At 44.1% G+C, this 14904-nt stretch carries 15 protein-coding genes; 12 read left to right on the top strand and 3 right to left on the bottom strand.

Going from position 1 to position 14904, the window contains the following annotated elements:
- Nucleotides 1-349 precede the first annotated feature (349 nt).
- A complete protein-coding gene (locus R7Q46_RS12730; RefSeq protein WP_005374276.1) occupies nt 350-1111 on the top strand; it encodes a hypothetical protein in 762 nt (253 codons plus the stop codon).
- Nucleotides 1112-1214: 103 nt separating this feature from the next.
- Nucleotides 1215-2246, top strand: a complete 1032-nt coding sequence (locus R7Q46_RS12725) for a hypothetical protein (RefSeq protein ID WP_005374275.1) — start codon at nt 1215-1217, stop codon at nt 2244-2246.
- Between the two features lie 163 nt (nt 2247-2409).
- Here the strand turns inward: R7Q46_RS12725 and R7Q46_RS12720 are convergent, their stop codons facing one another.
- Nucleotides 2410-2766, bottom strand: a complete 357-nt coding sequence (locus tag R7Q46_RS12720; RefSeq protein ID WP_005374274.1) for a YibL family ribosome-associated protein — start codon at nt 2764-2766, stop codon at nt 2410-2412.
- A gap of 85 nt (nt 2767-2851) precedes the next feature.
- Complete coding sequence (locus R7Q46_RS12715; RefSeq protein ID WP_053350830.1) at nt 2852-3847, bottom strand: 2-hydroxyacid dehydrogenase; 996 nt, start codon at nt 3845-3847, stop codon at nt 2852-2854.
- A 241-nt stretch (nt 3848-4088) separates the two neighbouring features.
- Between R7Q46_RS12715 and R7Q46_RS12710 the strand changes: the two genes are divergently transcribed.
- On the top strand, nt 4089-4571 hold the full coding sequence (locus tag R7Q46_RS12710) for a L,D-transpeptidase family protein (RefSeq protein ID WP_054574480.1): 483 nt from the start codon (nt 4089-4091) through the stop codon (nt 4569-4571).
- A gap of 35 nt (nt 4572-4606) precedes the next feature.
- On the opposite strand, the gene R7Q46_RS12705 is transcribed toward R7Q46_RS12710, so the two are convergent.
- A complete protein-coding gene (locus tag R7Q46_RS12705; RefSeq protein WP_054576200.1) occupies nt 4607-5317 on the bottom strand; it encodes a glycerophosphodiester phosphodiesterase family protein in 711 nt (236 codons plus the stop codon).
- 229 nt (nt 5318-5546) lie between these two features.
- Here R7Q46_RS12705 and R7Q46_RS12700 point away from each other — a divergent pair, with 229 nt between their 5' ends.
- The 9 genes from R7Q46_RS12700 (at nt 5547) to R7Q46_RS12660 (ending at nt 14840) form a co-directional block, all read left to right on the top strand.
- Complete coding sequence (locus tag R7Q46_RS12700; protein WP_005386018.1) at nt 5547-6212, top strand: response regulator transcription factor; 666 nt, start codon at nt 5547-5549, stop codon at nt 6210-6212.
- The gene (locus R7Q46_RS12695; protein ID WP_136976329.1) at nt 6212-7585 is read left to right on the top strand and encodes a sensor histidine kinase; all 1374 of its coding nucleotides are present in this window, start codon (nt 6212-6214) and stop codon (nt 7583-7585) included. The genes R7Q46_RS12700 and R7Q46_RS12695 overlap by 1 nt, the downstream gene beginning before the upstream one ends.
- Before the next feature lie 207 nt (nt 7586-7792).
- Nucleotides 7793-9886 carry a TonB-dependent siderophore receptor gene (locus R7Q46_RS12690; RefSeq protein ID WP_136976328.1) on the top strand — a complete coding sequence of 698 codons (2094 nt, stop codon included), beginning with the start codon at nt 7793-7795 and terminating at the stop codon, nt 9884-9886.
- A 74-nt stretch (nt 9887-9960) separates the two neighbouring features.
- Nucleotides 9961-10728, top strand: coding sequence for a DUF3450 domain-containing protein (locus tag R7Q46_RS12685; protein ID WP_005374260.1), 768 nt, complete (start codon nt 9961-9963; stop codon nt 10726-10728).
- Nucleotides 10729-12096: a MotA/TolQ/ExbB proton channel family protein gene (locus R7Q46_RS12680; RefSeq protein WP_203345255.1), complete on the top strand. Its 1368-nt coding sequence runs from the start codon at nt 10729-10731 to the stop codon at nt 12094-12096. It abuts the gene before it with no gap.
- Nucleotides 12096-12650 carry a MotA/TolQ/ExbB proton channel family protein gene (locus R7Q46_RS12675; protein ID WP_017635540.1) on the top strand — a complete coding sequence of 185 codons (555 nt, stop codon included), beginning with the start codon at nt 12096-12098 and terminating at the stop codon, nt 12648-12650. The genes R7Q46_RS12680 and R7Q46_RS12675 overlap by 1 nt, the downstream gene beginning before the upstream one ends.
- A complete protein-coding gene (locus R7Q46_RS12670) occupies nt 12647-13051 on the top strand; it encodes an ExbD/TolR family protein (RefSeq protein WP_005374257.1) in 405 nt (134 codons plus the stop codon). Before R7Q46_RS12675 ends, R7Q46_RS12670 begins: the two co-directional genes overlap by 4 nt.
- Complete coding sequence (locus tag R7Q46_RS12665; RefSeq protein WP_318077541.1) at nt 13051-13671, top strand: energy transducer TonB; 621 nt, start codon at nt 13051-13053, stop codon at nt 13669-13671. Before R7Q46_RS12670 ends, R7Q46_RS12665 begins: the two co-directional genes overlap by 1 nt.
- Nucleotides 13668-14840 (top strand): tetratricopeptide repeat protein, encoded by a 1173-nt coding sequence (locus tag R7Q46_RS12660; protein ID WP_053304673.1) that lies wholly within the window; start codon nt 13668-13670, stop codon nt 14838-14840. Before R7Q46_RS12665 ends, R7Q46_RS12660 begins: the two co-directional genes overlap by 4 nt.
- The last annotated feature ends 64 nt before the right edge of the window (nt 14841-14904 follow it).

Raw genomic sequence — 14904 nt, 5'->3', positions numbered from 1 at the left:
GAAAGCACCGGTCTTGAAAACCGGCATACGTTAATAGCGTATCTAGGGTTCAAATCCCTATCTCTCCGCCACTTTTAAAAAAAACCGCTGTTCTTACAGCGGTTTTTTTGTATCTGCTGTTTTTTAACCGCTGTTATCGAAACTTCTAATTGATTTTTCTCTAGCTCTTTCTCCAAGTTTTTGCGTACCTACTTTGGGTTTAGTTTACGCAGTAATACCTTCAATCGAAGACATTTCCATACGTCTCATTTGGGCTTCAAATAGAGCTTTCTTAAGTCTCAACGTGGGATGCTTAAACGCATTTTGATAGAGTTCCAGTCTAAATACTGCGGATGCACTTGGAGAAAAAATGAAGCTACTTTACTGGTTAGATGAATGGCAAGCTCTTACTCAACAAGAACAAGAGATGGCTTTACCTATCTCTGGCTACGATTTACTTGATGATGTGTTTGTGAAGTATGAACTCGTCGATCTTAACAAGCCATTGTTGTTTACATTTTCTCCTTCCGGTACTGATGTGCAGGTACAAGATTTAACTCCGGATTTTTCTCCTTGGGGCTACGAGCTCGGAATACAACAACAAGTAAACATTATTGCCTTTCAACATTTAGGACAAAGTAATTGGTTCCGTAGTCGGAATTTGATTTTCTTTCTGGAGCAGCTATCTGAGTTGCTTCATCCCTTCAAATGTCGTTTGGGTTATGGGCAAAGTCGAGGTGGCTTTGCAATTGGCGCGTTCGCTAACTTGCTGAAACTAGAACATCTTTTGTTGTTTTATCCTGTTAGCACTAAAAATAAAGCGTTAGTGCCTTGGGATGATCGGCCGAGTACTGAGCTTGCTCAGCAGTTTGCTTGGGAAAGCGGCTACCATGATCGAGATTTGGGCAATGCCAAAGGTTATATTATTTATGACCCATCCAATCGCATTGATCGTCTTCATGCTGAACGTTATCCAGAGCTTACCCATTTAAAAGTCGTCGGTATGGGACACGGCACTCAATCCACACAATTAGATAAATTAGAATTTTTTAATCTGGTGGCGCAGGAGTTTGTTCGCCATCAAACCTTAGATATTGACCAATTTAATAAGCAAATTCACGCTTTGTTTTAAAAGAGGACTGATATCAGAGTCCCCTGTAACCAGGGGGAGATGATCACACACTAAAAACTAGATTTTTAACACAATTGCTAGGCGCAATTTAGATGGAGGATTAATGAAGTTACTGTACTGGTTGGATGAATGGCTGGCTCTTTCTCGTGAAGAACAGCAAACCAGGCTACCGATGTCCGGGGAGGACTTACTTGATGATGTATTTGTTAAGTATGAGTTTGTCGACCGCAATAAACCGTTGTTGTTCACCTTTTCCCCTGCTGGTACGAATCTACAAGTACAGGACTTACACTCAGACTTTGCGCCTTGGGGTTATCGCTTAGCCCAGAAACAAAAAGTAAATATTATTTCATTTCAGCATCTTGGGAAAAGTAACTGGTTTCGCAGCCGTAATTTGATTTTCTTTCTAGAGCAACTGTCGACTTTACTTGAGCCCTTTGAATGTCGTTTAGGCTATGGACTTAGCCGCGGTGGTTTTGCTATTGGTGCCTTTTCTAATCTATTAAAGTTGGATCAAGTATTGATGTTTCACCCGGTCAGCACAAAAAACAAAGTTTTGGTGCCATGGGATGATAGGCCAAGTACTGAACTTGCCCAACAATTTGATTGGGAAGGAAAGTATCACGACCTCGACCTTGGCGATGCAAAAGGCTATATCATTTATGATCCAACTAATGAAATCGACCGCCTTCACGCCAAACGCTACCCAGAGCTCACTCACTTAAGAGTCTTCGGGATGGGACATGGTACCCACGCGACGTATTTGAATAAATTCGGTTTTTATAAGCAAGTGGCCGTAGACTTTATACGTTATCAGAAGATAGATATAGCGCAGTTTCGTCATCAGACCAAAACGCTGCGCTTAAAAGAAGATTACTATCAGTGCCTTAACAAGGCGAATGCGAGCTCACAGCATCGTTTAAACTTACTGAGCACCGCTCATAATGTACTAATTGAAGAAAAGAAAGAACATGTGAAGGAGCATCAAGCGCAAATCGATATTCAGCCACTTGTTGATATTGCACTTAAGCATGAGTATGACAACCCGCAAGATGCGGTACAGCTTTTGGAAGTCGCTCAGCAGTTGGTTCCGAATGATCCCGTTGTGGAGCACAAGTTGCAGCAACTGTCGTAACGTTGAGATGTAATGCGGACGATATTGGTCGAAATAGGTCAGTGGCTTTTGTCGCTGGCCTTTTTAATAGCTTATGGATTGATATTTCGATGAAATCTAATGAAGCAGTACAAAATAAAAAGCCCAAGCAAATGCTTAGGCTCCATAAATGTTAATGCGAGTTTTAAAACTCTTTTGGCGCAAAGCCTGTCATCACATCAAGGCGAAGTTCTTTACCAACTTTTGTTAATGGGTGAACGATTACTAAGCCGCGTACGCGTTTTTTTAGTTTGCCTATGTCCGCTTGTTCTGCTTTGGTGATTTCACGAGAGAAAGGCATATCAAGTAAGCTTTTACGTTCTTTGTTCAGCTCATAGTTTTGCTTGTGCTTTAACTGGTTAAGCTTTTTGGTCAGCTGTTCTACTTCATCCGTGAACTTTGTAATCATTTCGTGATCACCACGAGAACGTGCCGCATCAAGTTTACGTTGGCATGTATCTAAACGGTTGTGCAGCTTTTGAATATCAGTTTTTATGCTCATGGTAATTTGGCTCAAATTTTAAATAGTCGAGGAGTATAGCATAGCTGAGATCACACGCTCTACTATACTTCTCGATTGTCTGGCTTTAGTTAATCAGTTCATTGCCCGATACGTTACCAGAGAAAAAGGCTTCGACGTTATCAAGCGTCACAGAGGCAATATTATTAAGTGCTTCGTGAGTCAAGAATGCTTGGTGGCCAGTAAACAGCACGTTATGACAAGCCGATAAACGGCGGAAAACATCATCTACAATGACATCGTTAGATTTATCTTGGAAGAATAAGTCTTTTTCATTGTCATACACGTCTAGGCCAAGCGCACCAATCTTACCTTGTTTCAACGCTTCTATCGCCGCTAGTGAATCTAGCAACTCGCCTCGACTGGTGTTAATGATCATTACACCATCTTTCATTTGCGCGAAGGCTTTTTCGTTCAATAAGTGATAGTTTTCTTCACTCATTGGACAATGGAGAGAGATAACATCCGCATTAGCGTAGATTTCTTCAAGCGAACAGTAACGGGCTCCCATTTCTAGCGCTAATGGGTTTTCGTAGGGGTCGTAGCAAAGCAGCTCCATGCCAAGCCCTTTGAAGATACGCATCGTCGCGATACCAATCTTACCCGTACCAATAACACCAACAGTTTTTCCGTAAAAGTTAAAGCCAACAAGACCCTCTAGCGAGAAGTTGGCGTCACGTGTGCGTTGGTAGGCCTTGTGAAGACGGCGGTTTAGGCACATCATTAAACCAACCGTGTGCTCTGCCACTGCTTCTGGTGAGTAAGCAGGAACTCGAACCACTTGTAAACCTAGTTCTTTGGCTGCTTGTTGATCAACTTTATCAAATCCCGCGCAGCGCATAGCAATAAGTTTGGTCCCGCCTAGAGAAAGCTGTTTAAGGACAGGAGCTGAAAGATCATCATTAACGAACGCACATACAACATCACTGCCGTGCGCCATCTTGGCTGTTTTTTCGGTTAGTCGGAAGTCGTGATAGTGAAATTCAAAATCGCGGTTATTTTTAATTTTATTAAAAGAGGCTTCGTCGTAGGATTTTGCACTAAAAAAAGCAATGTTAATCATGGTTCCCTCTCAAAAAGTACGGACTTTATAAATAAATATGCTTATAAAGTAATGCAACTTAGCCGCAATGAATAGAGAAATCTTCTTTTTGACTTTGTTGTATCAAATAACGATAAGAAGTACGCCTTTCAGCGAGTGCTATCTTACGGTTCCGCATTAGATACTGTTTGCTTTACGAGCATTAACTGACTAGCATTATCGCTCTTTTCTTGTTCACTTTATTAGCTTAGGCGTTACGACAATGTCAGTAAAATGGTTCTCTATGTTCTTGTGTTGTGTGTTTGCTTCGGGCACTCACGCAGCTGTTGACCTCGTTAAAGTCGACAAGTCTAAGCGTCGAATGTATTTGATGGAACAAGGAGCAGTGCTAAAAGAATACCGAATTGCTTTAGGAGCGAACCCGCAAGGACATAAACAAGAAGAGGGAGACAATCGCACGCCGGAGGGCGAGTACACTCTAGATTATGTTATAGAGGACTCTGCTTTTTATCGTTCTGTGCATATCAGTTACCCTGATGCGATTGATACGTTGGAAGCGAGGCGCCGAGGTGTCTCCCCTGGAGGGAACATCAAAATTCATGGCTTAAAAAACGGTGAGAGTCAGTTGCCGATTTACATCCAAAGTTTTGATTGGACTAATGGGTGTATTGCGATTACCAACGAGGAAATGGACGAATTTATCCAGCTCGTCGAGATGGGGACACCAATTCAGATTGAGTGGTAATAAAAGGTCCCCTTTAATGTTCTGGCTCTTATAGGCTATGGCATAAAGCGCTGTGGATGATCACTAAAAATACCGTCTAACTGAGGCAGGTATTTCAGTTTATTTGGATTGTTCACCGTATAGCACATCACTTTGTAACCGGCTTGTTGGAGTTTGTTTATCTGGCGAGTGCGAACCCAGTTAATGTTTAGGTTGCAGCTATAGGCACTAACTTCTTCCAAAAGGCGTTTATCTTTTCTCGTAAAGAATTCACTTAACACACCCAATCGGTAGCCACTGCAGTATTTGTGCATCGCTCTAATGACGTCATGACTAAAGCTGGATAGGAGTACATTCTCTTGCGGCATTGGACTTTTTGCTAACGCATTGGCTAGAGTCTGCGCCACTTCTTCCGCTGGATGGTTGTCTACTTTAACTTCGATATTCAAGTTAAGCTTATTCTCAGTAGCTAAAGTGAGCAGTTCATCTAGTGTCACGATCTTCTCGCCTGAAAAGTCTGTGCTAAACCAACTACCGAAATCTAATGCTTTTAAGTCTTCCAGGGTGAGCTCATCAACACGCCCTTGTCCATTGCTGCATCGATTGACGGTATGATCATGGCAAACCACTAAAACATTATCTTTGGTAGGCTGTATATCCACTTCCACCCACTTCAACCCCAGGTCAATGGCTGCCTGAATGCTTATTTTTGTATTCTCAGGGTATGAACCTGCCACGCCACGGTGACCAATTAATAACGTTTCCATTCGCTTTATCTTTTGCTTTGCGGTGGCCAGATTGTACTCGTTTTTTCTATGAAGATATATCTAGGTGCATATTGTTAGGAACCTTTAGTAAAAGTGAACATTAAACTCTAATGGCACGTTGCTGCTTCTTGGACTGAGTCCTGTGGACTTAAAGCATTAGAGTGTTAGTTGTTTAATTGGTAAATGAGTAATAAAATGCGAACCATTTTTATTTGAATGGTGAGTGGTAATGTCACGAGTTTTGATAGTCGATGATGACGTTCCTTTGTGTGAGCTGTTAGAAGCGGTTTTGCAAGAGGAGGGCTACATCGTCTCTTCTGTGCATTGCGGTGAAAGTGCGCTGCAATATATGGAAAAAACGCCTGTAGATCTTGTATTGCTTGATGTCATGTTACCAAACCTTAACGGCATGCAAGTTGCTCGTAGGATCTGTCAGCGCTTCGCGACACCTATTCTAATGCTTACCGCTCTCAACGATGAAAACTCGATGCTTGATGGTTACCAAGCGGGGGCCGATCAGTATATCGGAAAGCCCTTTAATGTCGCTGAGCTTCTAATGCGCATCAAAGCGATTCTTCGTCGTGTTGGCTTGGAACGTCAACGTCAGACGATGTGTAGTACCGTTCAAACGATCAGCGACCAGCTTAATAGCTTACCCCTCACAAGTACGGAAGCTGAACTATTGAGCTACTTGGTAAAAAACCAAGGAGTCGTGATTTCAAAAGCAGAGCTTCAAACTGAAGTGTTAAAGAAAGAGCTGAGTCCTTTTGATCGCAACCTTGATATGCACATCAGCAACATACGTCGCAAGTTAGTTGAAGCGGGGCTTTCCAAGCAACATATCAAAACCTTCCGTGGCAAAGGTTACAGTTATTTAGAGGCTGTAAACCGTTAATGAAGCTCCGGTGTCCACCTTTTATTGCAAAACGTAAAGATAGCTTAGCGTTCAAGTTATTTAGTTGCATGACCGCAATTGTCATTAGTATTTTGGTCGTGCAATCCTTAGCGGAACAAGCTCTGGTGAAAGCCATGTTGAAAGTGCCCGATAGTGTGCGAGAAGAAATGCTAGACCTTGCACATCAAGCCAATGTATTGATTGAGCACGGAGACATGGACGAACTTGCTGACTGGGCAAATGCGCAAAACTTTTATTTATTTGTGTTGAATGAACATCAGCAACCAGTTACGCACCGTCTGATGCATCCGCACTTCGAGTTCAAACTTCAATTTAAGAGAAGCATTGATGATCAACTTGAGGGGAAAGTGAATCGCCCCATCATCAATATTCCTTTAGTTCATGGCAATACTTTAGTGATTCAATTGCCACATCGACTGCACCCTGCAAATGACTTCATTCTGTATTTCTCTATTCTCAAAGTCGTGATTGCAGTGGTTATTTTGGCGCTCTTTTCGCTGCTAATGGCACGTAACTTACAGCAACCATTGGATCGATTGAGAGAAGCAAGCAAAAAGCTATCTAATGGCGATTTTAATGTCAGTGTCGTGAAAGAGCTGAAGTCGAGCACGCGTGAGTTTAACGAGTTAGCGCAAGATTTCGATCACATGACGCAACAGATTCATTCTCTCGCTGAAAAGCAGCGACTGCTTATAAGAGATGTCTCTCACGAATTGAGAACGCCGTTAGCGAGGCAGAACTTGGTTCTGCATCTTTTGCGAAAGCGTGTTGGAGAAAGTGAGCAAAGCCTAGTGACAAGGCTAGAAGATGAAGCAAAAGAGCTAAACCATTTGATCAGCGATATATTGGAGTTCAGTCGCTTGGAAAATGCGCGCTTCGACAAAGCCACGAAACGCTGTGATTTAGAAGTTTTGCTCTCCCCGCAAGTAGAACGTTGCAAAATAGATTTGAAGTCAGAACAGACGTTGTCTTTCCGCTCAGAAGCTGTATGTGCTAAAGCCATTTGTGAAGAAACGCTGGTCATTCGTTGTTTGAACAATCTTATTGGTAATGCCATTAAATATTCAGGACAAGCATCTCAGATAGAAGTTTCTCTGGAAAATTATGTCAAAGAAGGGCAGCAGTTCACCATAATGTCAGTATCTGATGATGGGCCTGGTATTCCAGATAACAAGCTGGTCGATATTTTTGATCCGTTTACACGCTTAGATGCTTCTAGAGATAAAAAGCTTGGTGGCTACGGTTTAGGTCTTGCGATTGTCAAAGAATCCATGCGTATTATGGGTGGAGCAGTTACGGCGAAAAACCGTGAGCAAGGTGGTCTGAGGGTTACTTTAGTGTTCAAGCAATAAGTATGACTAAGTCGTAATTTTTGTGATTGATATCACATTATCATGGCGCATCATCAGAGAGTACTTTACAAAAGTTTGCAAATGCAAAGAATGTAAATTTAATGCAAATGGTAATACTTATCACTTATATTCACCCGCGAAATAATTAAGAGGGAATCGCATTCAACAAGTATGTGACCCGAAAAATAATAATCGGAGTGAAAGGATATGTTTACTAAGAGCCATTTGGCGTTAGTGATCGGTGCAGTGTTAGCAACACCTGCAGTGGCGGAAGTTCAAACAGACGAACATGTAGTTGTAGAAGGTCGAGAGTTCGGCTACAAGGCAGATACAAACAGTACAGCAATGCGCATGGAAATGACGCAGCTGGAAACGCCGGGACAAGTAGCGGTTATCGATGAAACGGTAATTGATGAGCAGCGTGCAAGTACACTTGGTGAAGTGCTACGTAACGATGCAAGTGTTAGCGCGGGTGGTACAAGCCGTAACCGCGAACGTTTCTCTCTACGTGGTTTTGAACTTAGCAGTTCAGACGGTTTTCTTCGTGATGGTCGTCAACACTGGTCACACTACCGTCAGCCAATTGAGCTTTTAGAGCGTGTTGAAGTGCTTAAAGGTCCATCAGGTCTGCTATACGGTAAATCTGAGCCGGGTGGCTTGGTAAACATGGTTTCGAAAAAACCAACAACTCAAACACAAGCAAGTTTGAGTCAAGATCTAGGTTCGAATGATCACTCACGCACTGTGCTTGATGTGAGTGGCGCGCTAAATGATGCAGAGACACTGCGAGCGCGCGCAATTTTTGCCAAAGAAAGCTACGGCTCTTGGCGCAGGTACGGTGATGGCACCGAGCCAGAAACGGATCGTACGGTTGCGGGCCTAGTGGTTGAGTACGATATCACAGACAACTTTATGGTATCGGCTCATTACGATCGCACGAAAGACGATGGTAGCGTGGACTCTGGCGCATACATTGTTGATGGCAAAGCGGTTCGCGGTGATAAGTACATTTGGGATGCGCAGTGGTCTGAAATTGATAACGAAGTAGAAAACTACGGTGTCGATATTAATGCGCAAGTCACGGATAACGTGAACGTAAAAGCAGGTTACAACCGCCAAGACTTTAAGCGTTTTGATGTAGAGTCTTACCCTAAGTTTGATCAGTATGAAGAGTTAAATACGATTAAGCATCGAGGCAACGATCGCTCCGATAATTGGGTATTTGATACTGCATATATAGATGTGACGACGGACTTTACTTTGTTCGGTACGGAAAACACGTTGTTAGTGGGCGCTAACTACTTAGATTACAGTTATGATCGCTTTATGGCATTTCATAATGAGGCGAGTATTGCGCCAGGAGAAACGGTGCCTAAGCCTAGCTATCGTAGTTCGAAGAAATCACCAACTGCTGAGTACGATACTTGGGGTATCTACGCGCAAAATATGATGACGATTAATGATTACTGGCAAGTGCTTGCAGGTGTTCGTTATGACGAAAAGCGTGATGATGAACTGACCGAAAACCAGGTTTCTCCAAAATTTGGTGTCATTTTCCACCCATCGACGAATGGCTCGGTTTACGTTCAGTATTCTGAAAGCTTCATGCCTCAAGGTGAAGTCAGCAACGGTAGTCGTACCTACATCAATGAAGGTGAGAAACTCGACGCTGAGCGTGGTATCTCTTATGAAATCGGTACGAAGTGGGAACTGTTTGATCAGCGTTTATTTGTATCTGGTGCTGTGTTTGATATCACGTTAGAGAACATCTCGCTGGATGTTGAAAGCGGCAAAGACGCGGGCGGCAATCTCCTACACAAGAAAACGCAAGGTGGTGAGCAAGTTCACAAAGGCGCTGAGTTAATGGCTCAAGGTTTTGTGACCCCAGAGTTGTCGCTAACCGCTTCTGCAATGTATTTAGATGCAGAGCTTAAGAAGGCAGAAAGATATGAAGGTAACCGCCCTGTAGACGTGCCAGAGTTCTCGGCAAGTCTATGGTCTAGCTACAAGGTTCAAGACAACACTAACTTAAACCTTGGTTTGATTTATGAAGGTGATCGCTACGGTGATGCAAAGAACACCTTCAAGAAAGATGGCTACGCTCGCGTTGATATGGGCGTGTCATACAAACATAAGTACGATGAAAACTTGGATATCATTGCTCGATTCAATGTCGAGAATTTATTCGATACCGACTACTTCGCAGGTGGTGGTAGCACGAATGGCGAGCAAAAAGGTGCGAGTGGGGTTGTGGTTGGAGAAAGCCGCAACTACATGGCAACAATCCAGTTCAAGTACTGATAACAATTTGATTATTAAAGGGGAAGGGTAGTCTTCCCCTTTGGTCGTTTTTGGAACACAGAAATATAACTCGTATGAATCTAATGAAATCAAGTATCGCTCTGTTGATATCATCGGTTTTGATTCCCGCTCACGCGGCGAACTTAAACGATGCACAAGCTGTGCAGAGTAAAACAAACCAGTCGTCGGCGGTAAGCCAAAAACGTATTGATGCAAGCGCAGAAAAATCACTTACTCTAGAAGCTGAAATTGAGCAGCTGCAAGAGGAAGTCGGTAACTTGAAGATTTATCGCGATCATCTTGCAAGCCTTGTTGAAAGTCAAAATCAAGAAGTTGATAGCTTGAACGAGCAAATTGAGCAGATTGCTCAAACTCGTCAAGGTGTCGTGCCTTTGATGTATCACATGCTTGAGGGCTTAAAAGTGCTCGTCGCTAACGACAAGCCTATACGCAAAGCGCAACGTGAGGAGCGAATTGCAAAGCTGGATTCCATGATGACGCGTGCAGACGTTGCGGATGCAGAGAAGTTTCGTCGTATTTTAGAAGCGTACCAAATTGAAATGGATTACGGCACCAAGCTTGGCGTTTACCAAGGCAAGATTAACCTAGGTGACAATGAAGCTGTGGAGGCGGACATTCTCTATTTAGGGCGTTTGTCTTTGGTAGCGCGTAGCTTATCTGGTGACACATTTTGGAGCTGGTCACAGCAACAACAAGCATGGCAACAAGTGGGTTCTGAGCAAAAATCAGAGCTAGACAAAGCGTTCGCTATGGCGAATAAACAGATCGCGCCGAGCATGTTAACTCTACCAGTGTCGTTAACCGCTGCGGAGGGCAAATAAATGATGAAAAAATGGTTATCGGTTGCACTAATCTCGACAGCCGCATTAATGCCTCATACAACTGTTGCTAGTGATGCGTTGTTGCAAAAGGCGCAGCAAGAAAATCGTCAACAGCAATCGCACAATGTCACGCGTGAATCAGGTTTTAAGAAAACAGAGCAAGAGCTACAGGCTATAAAGAATAAATTGGCCGCAGAGCGAGCTGCTCTTCAAGCAGAAGCGGATTCATTAAGTGTTACTTTCGGTGAAAACGAAGCGGAACTGGCGCAGCTAGAAGAAAAGCTACGTCTAGAAACCGGGAGCTTAGGTGAGCTATTTGGCGTCGTTCGCCAGAACGCAAAAGAGCTAGAGTCAGAGCTCAAGAGCTCAGTAACGGGTGTAGATGCAAACTCATATCAGAAAGATATCGATGCTATTGTTGCGGCTAAATCACTGCCAACGTTGACCCAACTTCAGGCGATGTGGCACAGCATGGAAGAACAAATCAAAGCAAGCGGTGAAATGGCAAACGTCTCTTTCACACTGCTAAATGGCGAAGGTCGTGAACAAACGGTTAATGGTGTTCGTCTTGGTTCTATGGCGCTGCTGGATAAGACTGGCTACGTTAAGTGGAATGGTCAACGCGGAGACGCGGTAAACTATCTTCGTCAGCCTGAGAACGGTCCAACAGCGAATACTATTTCCTCTGGTGACATTGATGCGCTTGTCATTGATCCGTCACGTGGCATTCTTCTTGAACAGCTTGCAAACTCACCGACTTTGGCTGATCGCCTAAATGCGGGTGGCGTTGTCGGTAAAATCATCCTTGGTTTATTGGCTATCGGCCTATTGATTGCGCTCGTACGTGGTGCATCACTGATGATTTCGCGCCAGAAAATCATGAAGCAACTAAAAACCCCAGCGCAGCCAGGAAACAACCCTTTGGGTCGCGTGCTTGCGGTATACCAGAAAGACAAGCATCGCAGCGTAGAAGCGTTAGAACTACGTCTTTTGGAAGCTGTTGTTGATGAGCAAACCCACCTAGAAAAAGGGTTGTCGATGCTTAAGCTTCTTGCAGCTCTAGCTCCTATGCTTGGCCTACTAGGCACGGTAACGGGTATGATCGAAACCTTCCAAGTCATCACTCAATTTGGTAATGGTGATCCGAAAGTAATGGCGGGTGGTATTTCAATGGCACTTGTGACTACCGTACTTGGCCTTGTTTCAGCCATGCCTTTGCTATTAGCGCACAACGTATTGAGCTCTCAAGCAGAAAATATTCGCAGTATCTTAGAAAAACAAGGCATCGGTTTAGTTGCAGAACAAGCTGAGCGTGATATGCCGAGTAACAAAAGTCACTCTAACACCTTAGCGGAGAACGCAGCGTAATGGAGCAGATCCTACTCAGCACATTGGGTTTGATCAGTGAGGATTGGGCCACAACCTTGATGAGCTTTATGCAGCAAGGTGGTCAAATCCTATGGTGGCTGGCCGCCGTCGTGGCGGTGTGCTGGCTGTTGGTTATGGAGCGAGTTATTTATCTCACAACGGTTTTCCCTGGGGTAAAAAAACAGCTTTGTGAGCAGTGGCAAGCAAGATCAGAGCACCACTCTTGGTACGCGCATCAAATCCGTGAAGGATGGATTGCAAAAGCGCAAATTGAACTGCGCCAAAACCTATCGACTATTAAGCTACTTGTGGCGGTTTGCCCAATGCTAGGGTTGTTAGGGACGGTGACAGGCATGATTACGGTGTTTGACGTAATGGCATCGCAAGGCAGCAGCAATCCGAAATTGATGGCTTCTGGTATCTCACTTGCTACGCTGCCAACCATGGCAGGTATGGTAGCAGCGCTTGCGGGCATGTTTATTCATGCTCGCCTTAGCAAAGTGTGTGAACGAAAAGCTATCCAGTTAGAACAATCTTTAAGGAGTCAAAAGTGAGACTCGGACGCAGACCTAACCAACAAGATGAAGCTCAAGTCGATTTAACCTCGATGCTTGATATCGTCTTCATCATGTTGATCTTCTTCATTGTGACCAGTTCGTTTGTACGTGAATCCGGTGTAGAAGTGAATCGCCCTCAGGCTTCTAATGTAGTAAGCCAAAAAGATGCGGGCATTTTTATCGCAGTAACGGCAGCGAATGATGTGTACATCGACAAACGAGTGGTTGATATTGAGCGTGTTGAGGCCTCTATTGAGCACCTGTTACTTGATCAGCCTGATGCCTCGTTAGTTATCCAAGCTGACGAGCATGCTTACAATGGCACTGTCGTGAAAGTGATGGACGCTGCAAAGGCAGCAGGTGTGAAGAACATTGCATTGGCGGCGGAGAAACCTTAATGGGCAGGCTGTTACTTGCACTACCAGCATCACTGTTAATTTCTGTGAGCTTGTTTAGCTTTATGGCGTGGATGGTTGATAAAGGCAACCAGCGTGCGCCAGAAACTTCAGAAGCCGTTCGCTTTGATATGGTGATGGTAGAGAATGAAGCAGACGTGCAGCGTCGTCAACGTTCAGTGCCGGAGCAACCCGAACCACCTCAAGCTCCGGAGCCAATGGATCTGTCTCAAGCTGACACTCAAATGGAACCAATGAGTCAGATGACGCCAGTCAGTGCTTTAGGTTTAAACACTGCCCTTGAAGGCATCGCGATTAGTGCACCAAACTTGAAGGGAACAATGGGCAACCAGCAAGCACTGCCGTTGTATCGTGTTGATCCTCGCTATCCAAGTAAGGCGCTGAAACGTAGAGTGGAAGGTTATGTCATTCTGCGTTTCACGATCGATGCAACTGGACGACCAAAAGATATTGAAGTGATCGAGGCTGAGCCCGAGCGCATGTTTGAAAGAGAAGCAATCCGTGCGCTTAAAAAATGGAAGTATCAGCCAAAAGTTGAGGATGGTGTGTCAATTGAGCAGTTCGGACAAACCGCTAAAGTGGAGTTCAAGTTAGCCAAATGATGAAAAAATTCTTAATCGGTACGGTATTAAGCCTGAGTGCACTCTCAACCATTGCCAGTGAGTTAAGCCAATACACCGCAGCGAGAGTTCAACGAGCACACAACTTGGCTCAAGAAGAGAAACTGAAAGAAGCGATTTCATCTCTTGAAGCTATGGAGCTTTCTCGTGGATATGACCAAGCTTATGTCGCTCGAATGTTGGGTATTTTTTACTGGCAGAATGAGCAAACTCAAGCGGCGATTAAGCAACTTGAGTTGGCAGTCAATAGTGGTTTGCTACAAGATGAGCAAGCATGGCAAACCCGAAAAATGTTGGCTGATATACTGCTGAACGAGCAACGTTTTTCTAAGGCGTTACCTCATTACTATGCCTTGAGCCAAAACATTCCTAAAGGTCAACAAGCGCATGAGCTATGGCTGCGTATTTCCCAATCTCATTATCAACTGAGTCAGTGGCAAAAAGTGCTTTCAGCAATGGCTCGTTATGAGAAATTTGGTCAGCCAGACAAGCTTGGCGCATTGTCGATAAAGCTTTCTGCTGAGCTAGAACTGAAAAAGTGGAAGCCGGCAATCTCGACCATCAAACGCTTAATAGTGATTGAACCTGAGCGAATTGAATGGTGGCGTCAGCTTGTTGCTCTATACCTACGGGTTGATGACAACAAACGTGCCCTAGACTCTTTGGCTTTGGCAAAACTGAAAGGGTTACAACTTAGCCAAGATGACTTAAAGCTGCTGGCACAATTGTACGCGAAACGAGGTATTCCTGAGAGAGCTGCGTTGGTGATGAACGAGCTAGAGGATGTAAACTCGAATAGTAAGCTAAAAGCTCAGCAAGCAACGTATTGGCAAATGGCAAAAGAGTGGGAAGAGTCTATCGATAGCTGGCGTATTGCAGCTCAGCTAGATAGGCAGTATTACTGGAACTATTCTCAACTGTTGGTGCAAGAAGGCCATTATAAAGATGCCATTGCCGCGCTCGATAAGGTCAGAGGTCGTAAAGCGGATGTTGCACTTATCAAAACTCGCGCTTACTACAAACTTAAGCGGTTTGACGATGCGCTCGCTAATGCCAAAAGAGCGAATGAGATTAAGCCATCGAATCAGGCAAAGAGTTGGGTTAAGTATCTATCACAGCTACGCAAAGTAGAATCGACGCAGAACTCATAGCGAACATTTTTATTAAATACCCGAGCTCAGTCTCGGGTATTTTTTTGTCTAAAGTCATAAAGGC

The organism is Vibrio sp. 811 (assembly GCF_033339195.1).
Note: the sequence above shows the minus strand (reverse complement) of the source record. Positions and strands in the feature narration are given on the sequence as shown.

Coding starts and splice junctions, on each gene's coding strand:
- R7Q46_RS12690 (WP_136976328.1), top strand. CDS start 7,793: ATGTTTACTAAGAGCCATTTGGCGTTAGTGATCGGTGCAGTGTTAGCA.
- R7Q46_RS12720 (WP_005374274.1), bottom strand. CDS start 2,766: ATGAGCATAAAAACTGATATTCAAAAGCTGCACAACCGTTTAGATACA.
- R7Q46_RS12715 (WP_053350830.1), bottom strand. CDS start 3,847: ATGATTAACATTGCTTTTTTTAGTGCAAAATCCTACGACGAAGCCTCT.
- R7Q46_RS12680 (WP_203345255.1), top strand. CDS start 10,729: ATGATGAAAAAATGGTTATCGGTTGCACTAATCTCGACAGCCGCATTA.
- R7Q46_RS12700 (WP_005386018.1), top strand. CDS start 5,547: ATGTCACGAGTTTTGATAGTCGATGATGACGTTCCTTTGTGTGAGCTG.
- R7Q46_RS12695 (WP_136976329.1), top strand. CDS start 6,212: ATGAAGCTCCGGTGTCCACCTTTTATTGCAAAACGTAAAGATAGCTTA.
- R7Q46_RS12705 (WP_054576200.1), bottom strand. CDS start 5,317: ATGGAAACGTTATTAATTGGTCACCGTGGCGTGGCAGGTTCATACCCT.
- R7Q46_RS12725 (WP_005374275.1), top strand. CDS start 1,215: ATGAAGTTACTGTACTGGTTGGATGAATGGCTGGCTCTTTCTCGTGAA.
- R7Q46_RS12730 (WP_005374276.1), top strand. CDS start 350: ATGAAGCTACTTTACTGGTTAGATGAATGGCAAGCTCTTACTCAACAA.
- R7Q46_RS12660 (WP_053304673.1), top strand. CDS start 13,668: ATGATGAAAAAATTCTTAATCGGTACGGTATTAAGCCTGAGTGCACTC.
- R7Q46_RS12665 (WP_318077541.1), top strand. CDS start 13,051: ATGGGCAGGCTGTTACTTGCACTACCAGCATCACTGTTAATTTCTGTG.
- R7Q46_RS12710 (WP_054574480.1), top strand. CDS start 4,089: ATGTCAGTAAAATGGTTCTCTATGTTCTTGTGTTGTGTGTTTGCTTCG.
- R7Q46_RS12685 (WP_005374260.1), top strand. CDS start 9,961: ATGAATCTAATGAAATCAAGTATCGCTCTGTTGATATCATCGGTTTTG.
- R7Q46_RS12675 (WP_017635540.1), top strand. CDS start 12,096: ATGGAGCAGATCCTACTCAGCACATTGGGTTTGATCAGTGAGGATTGG.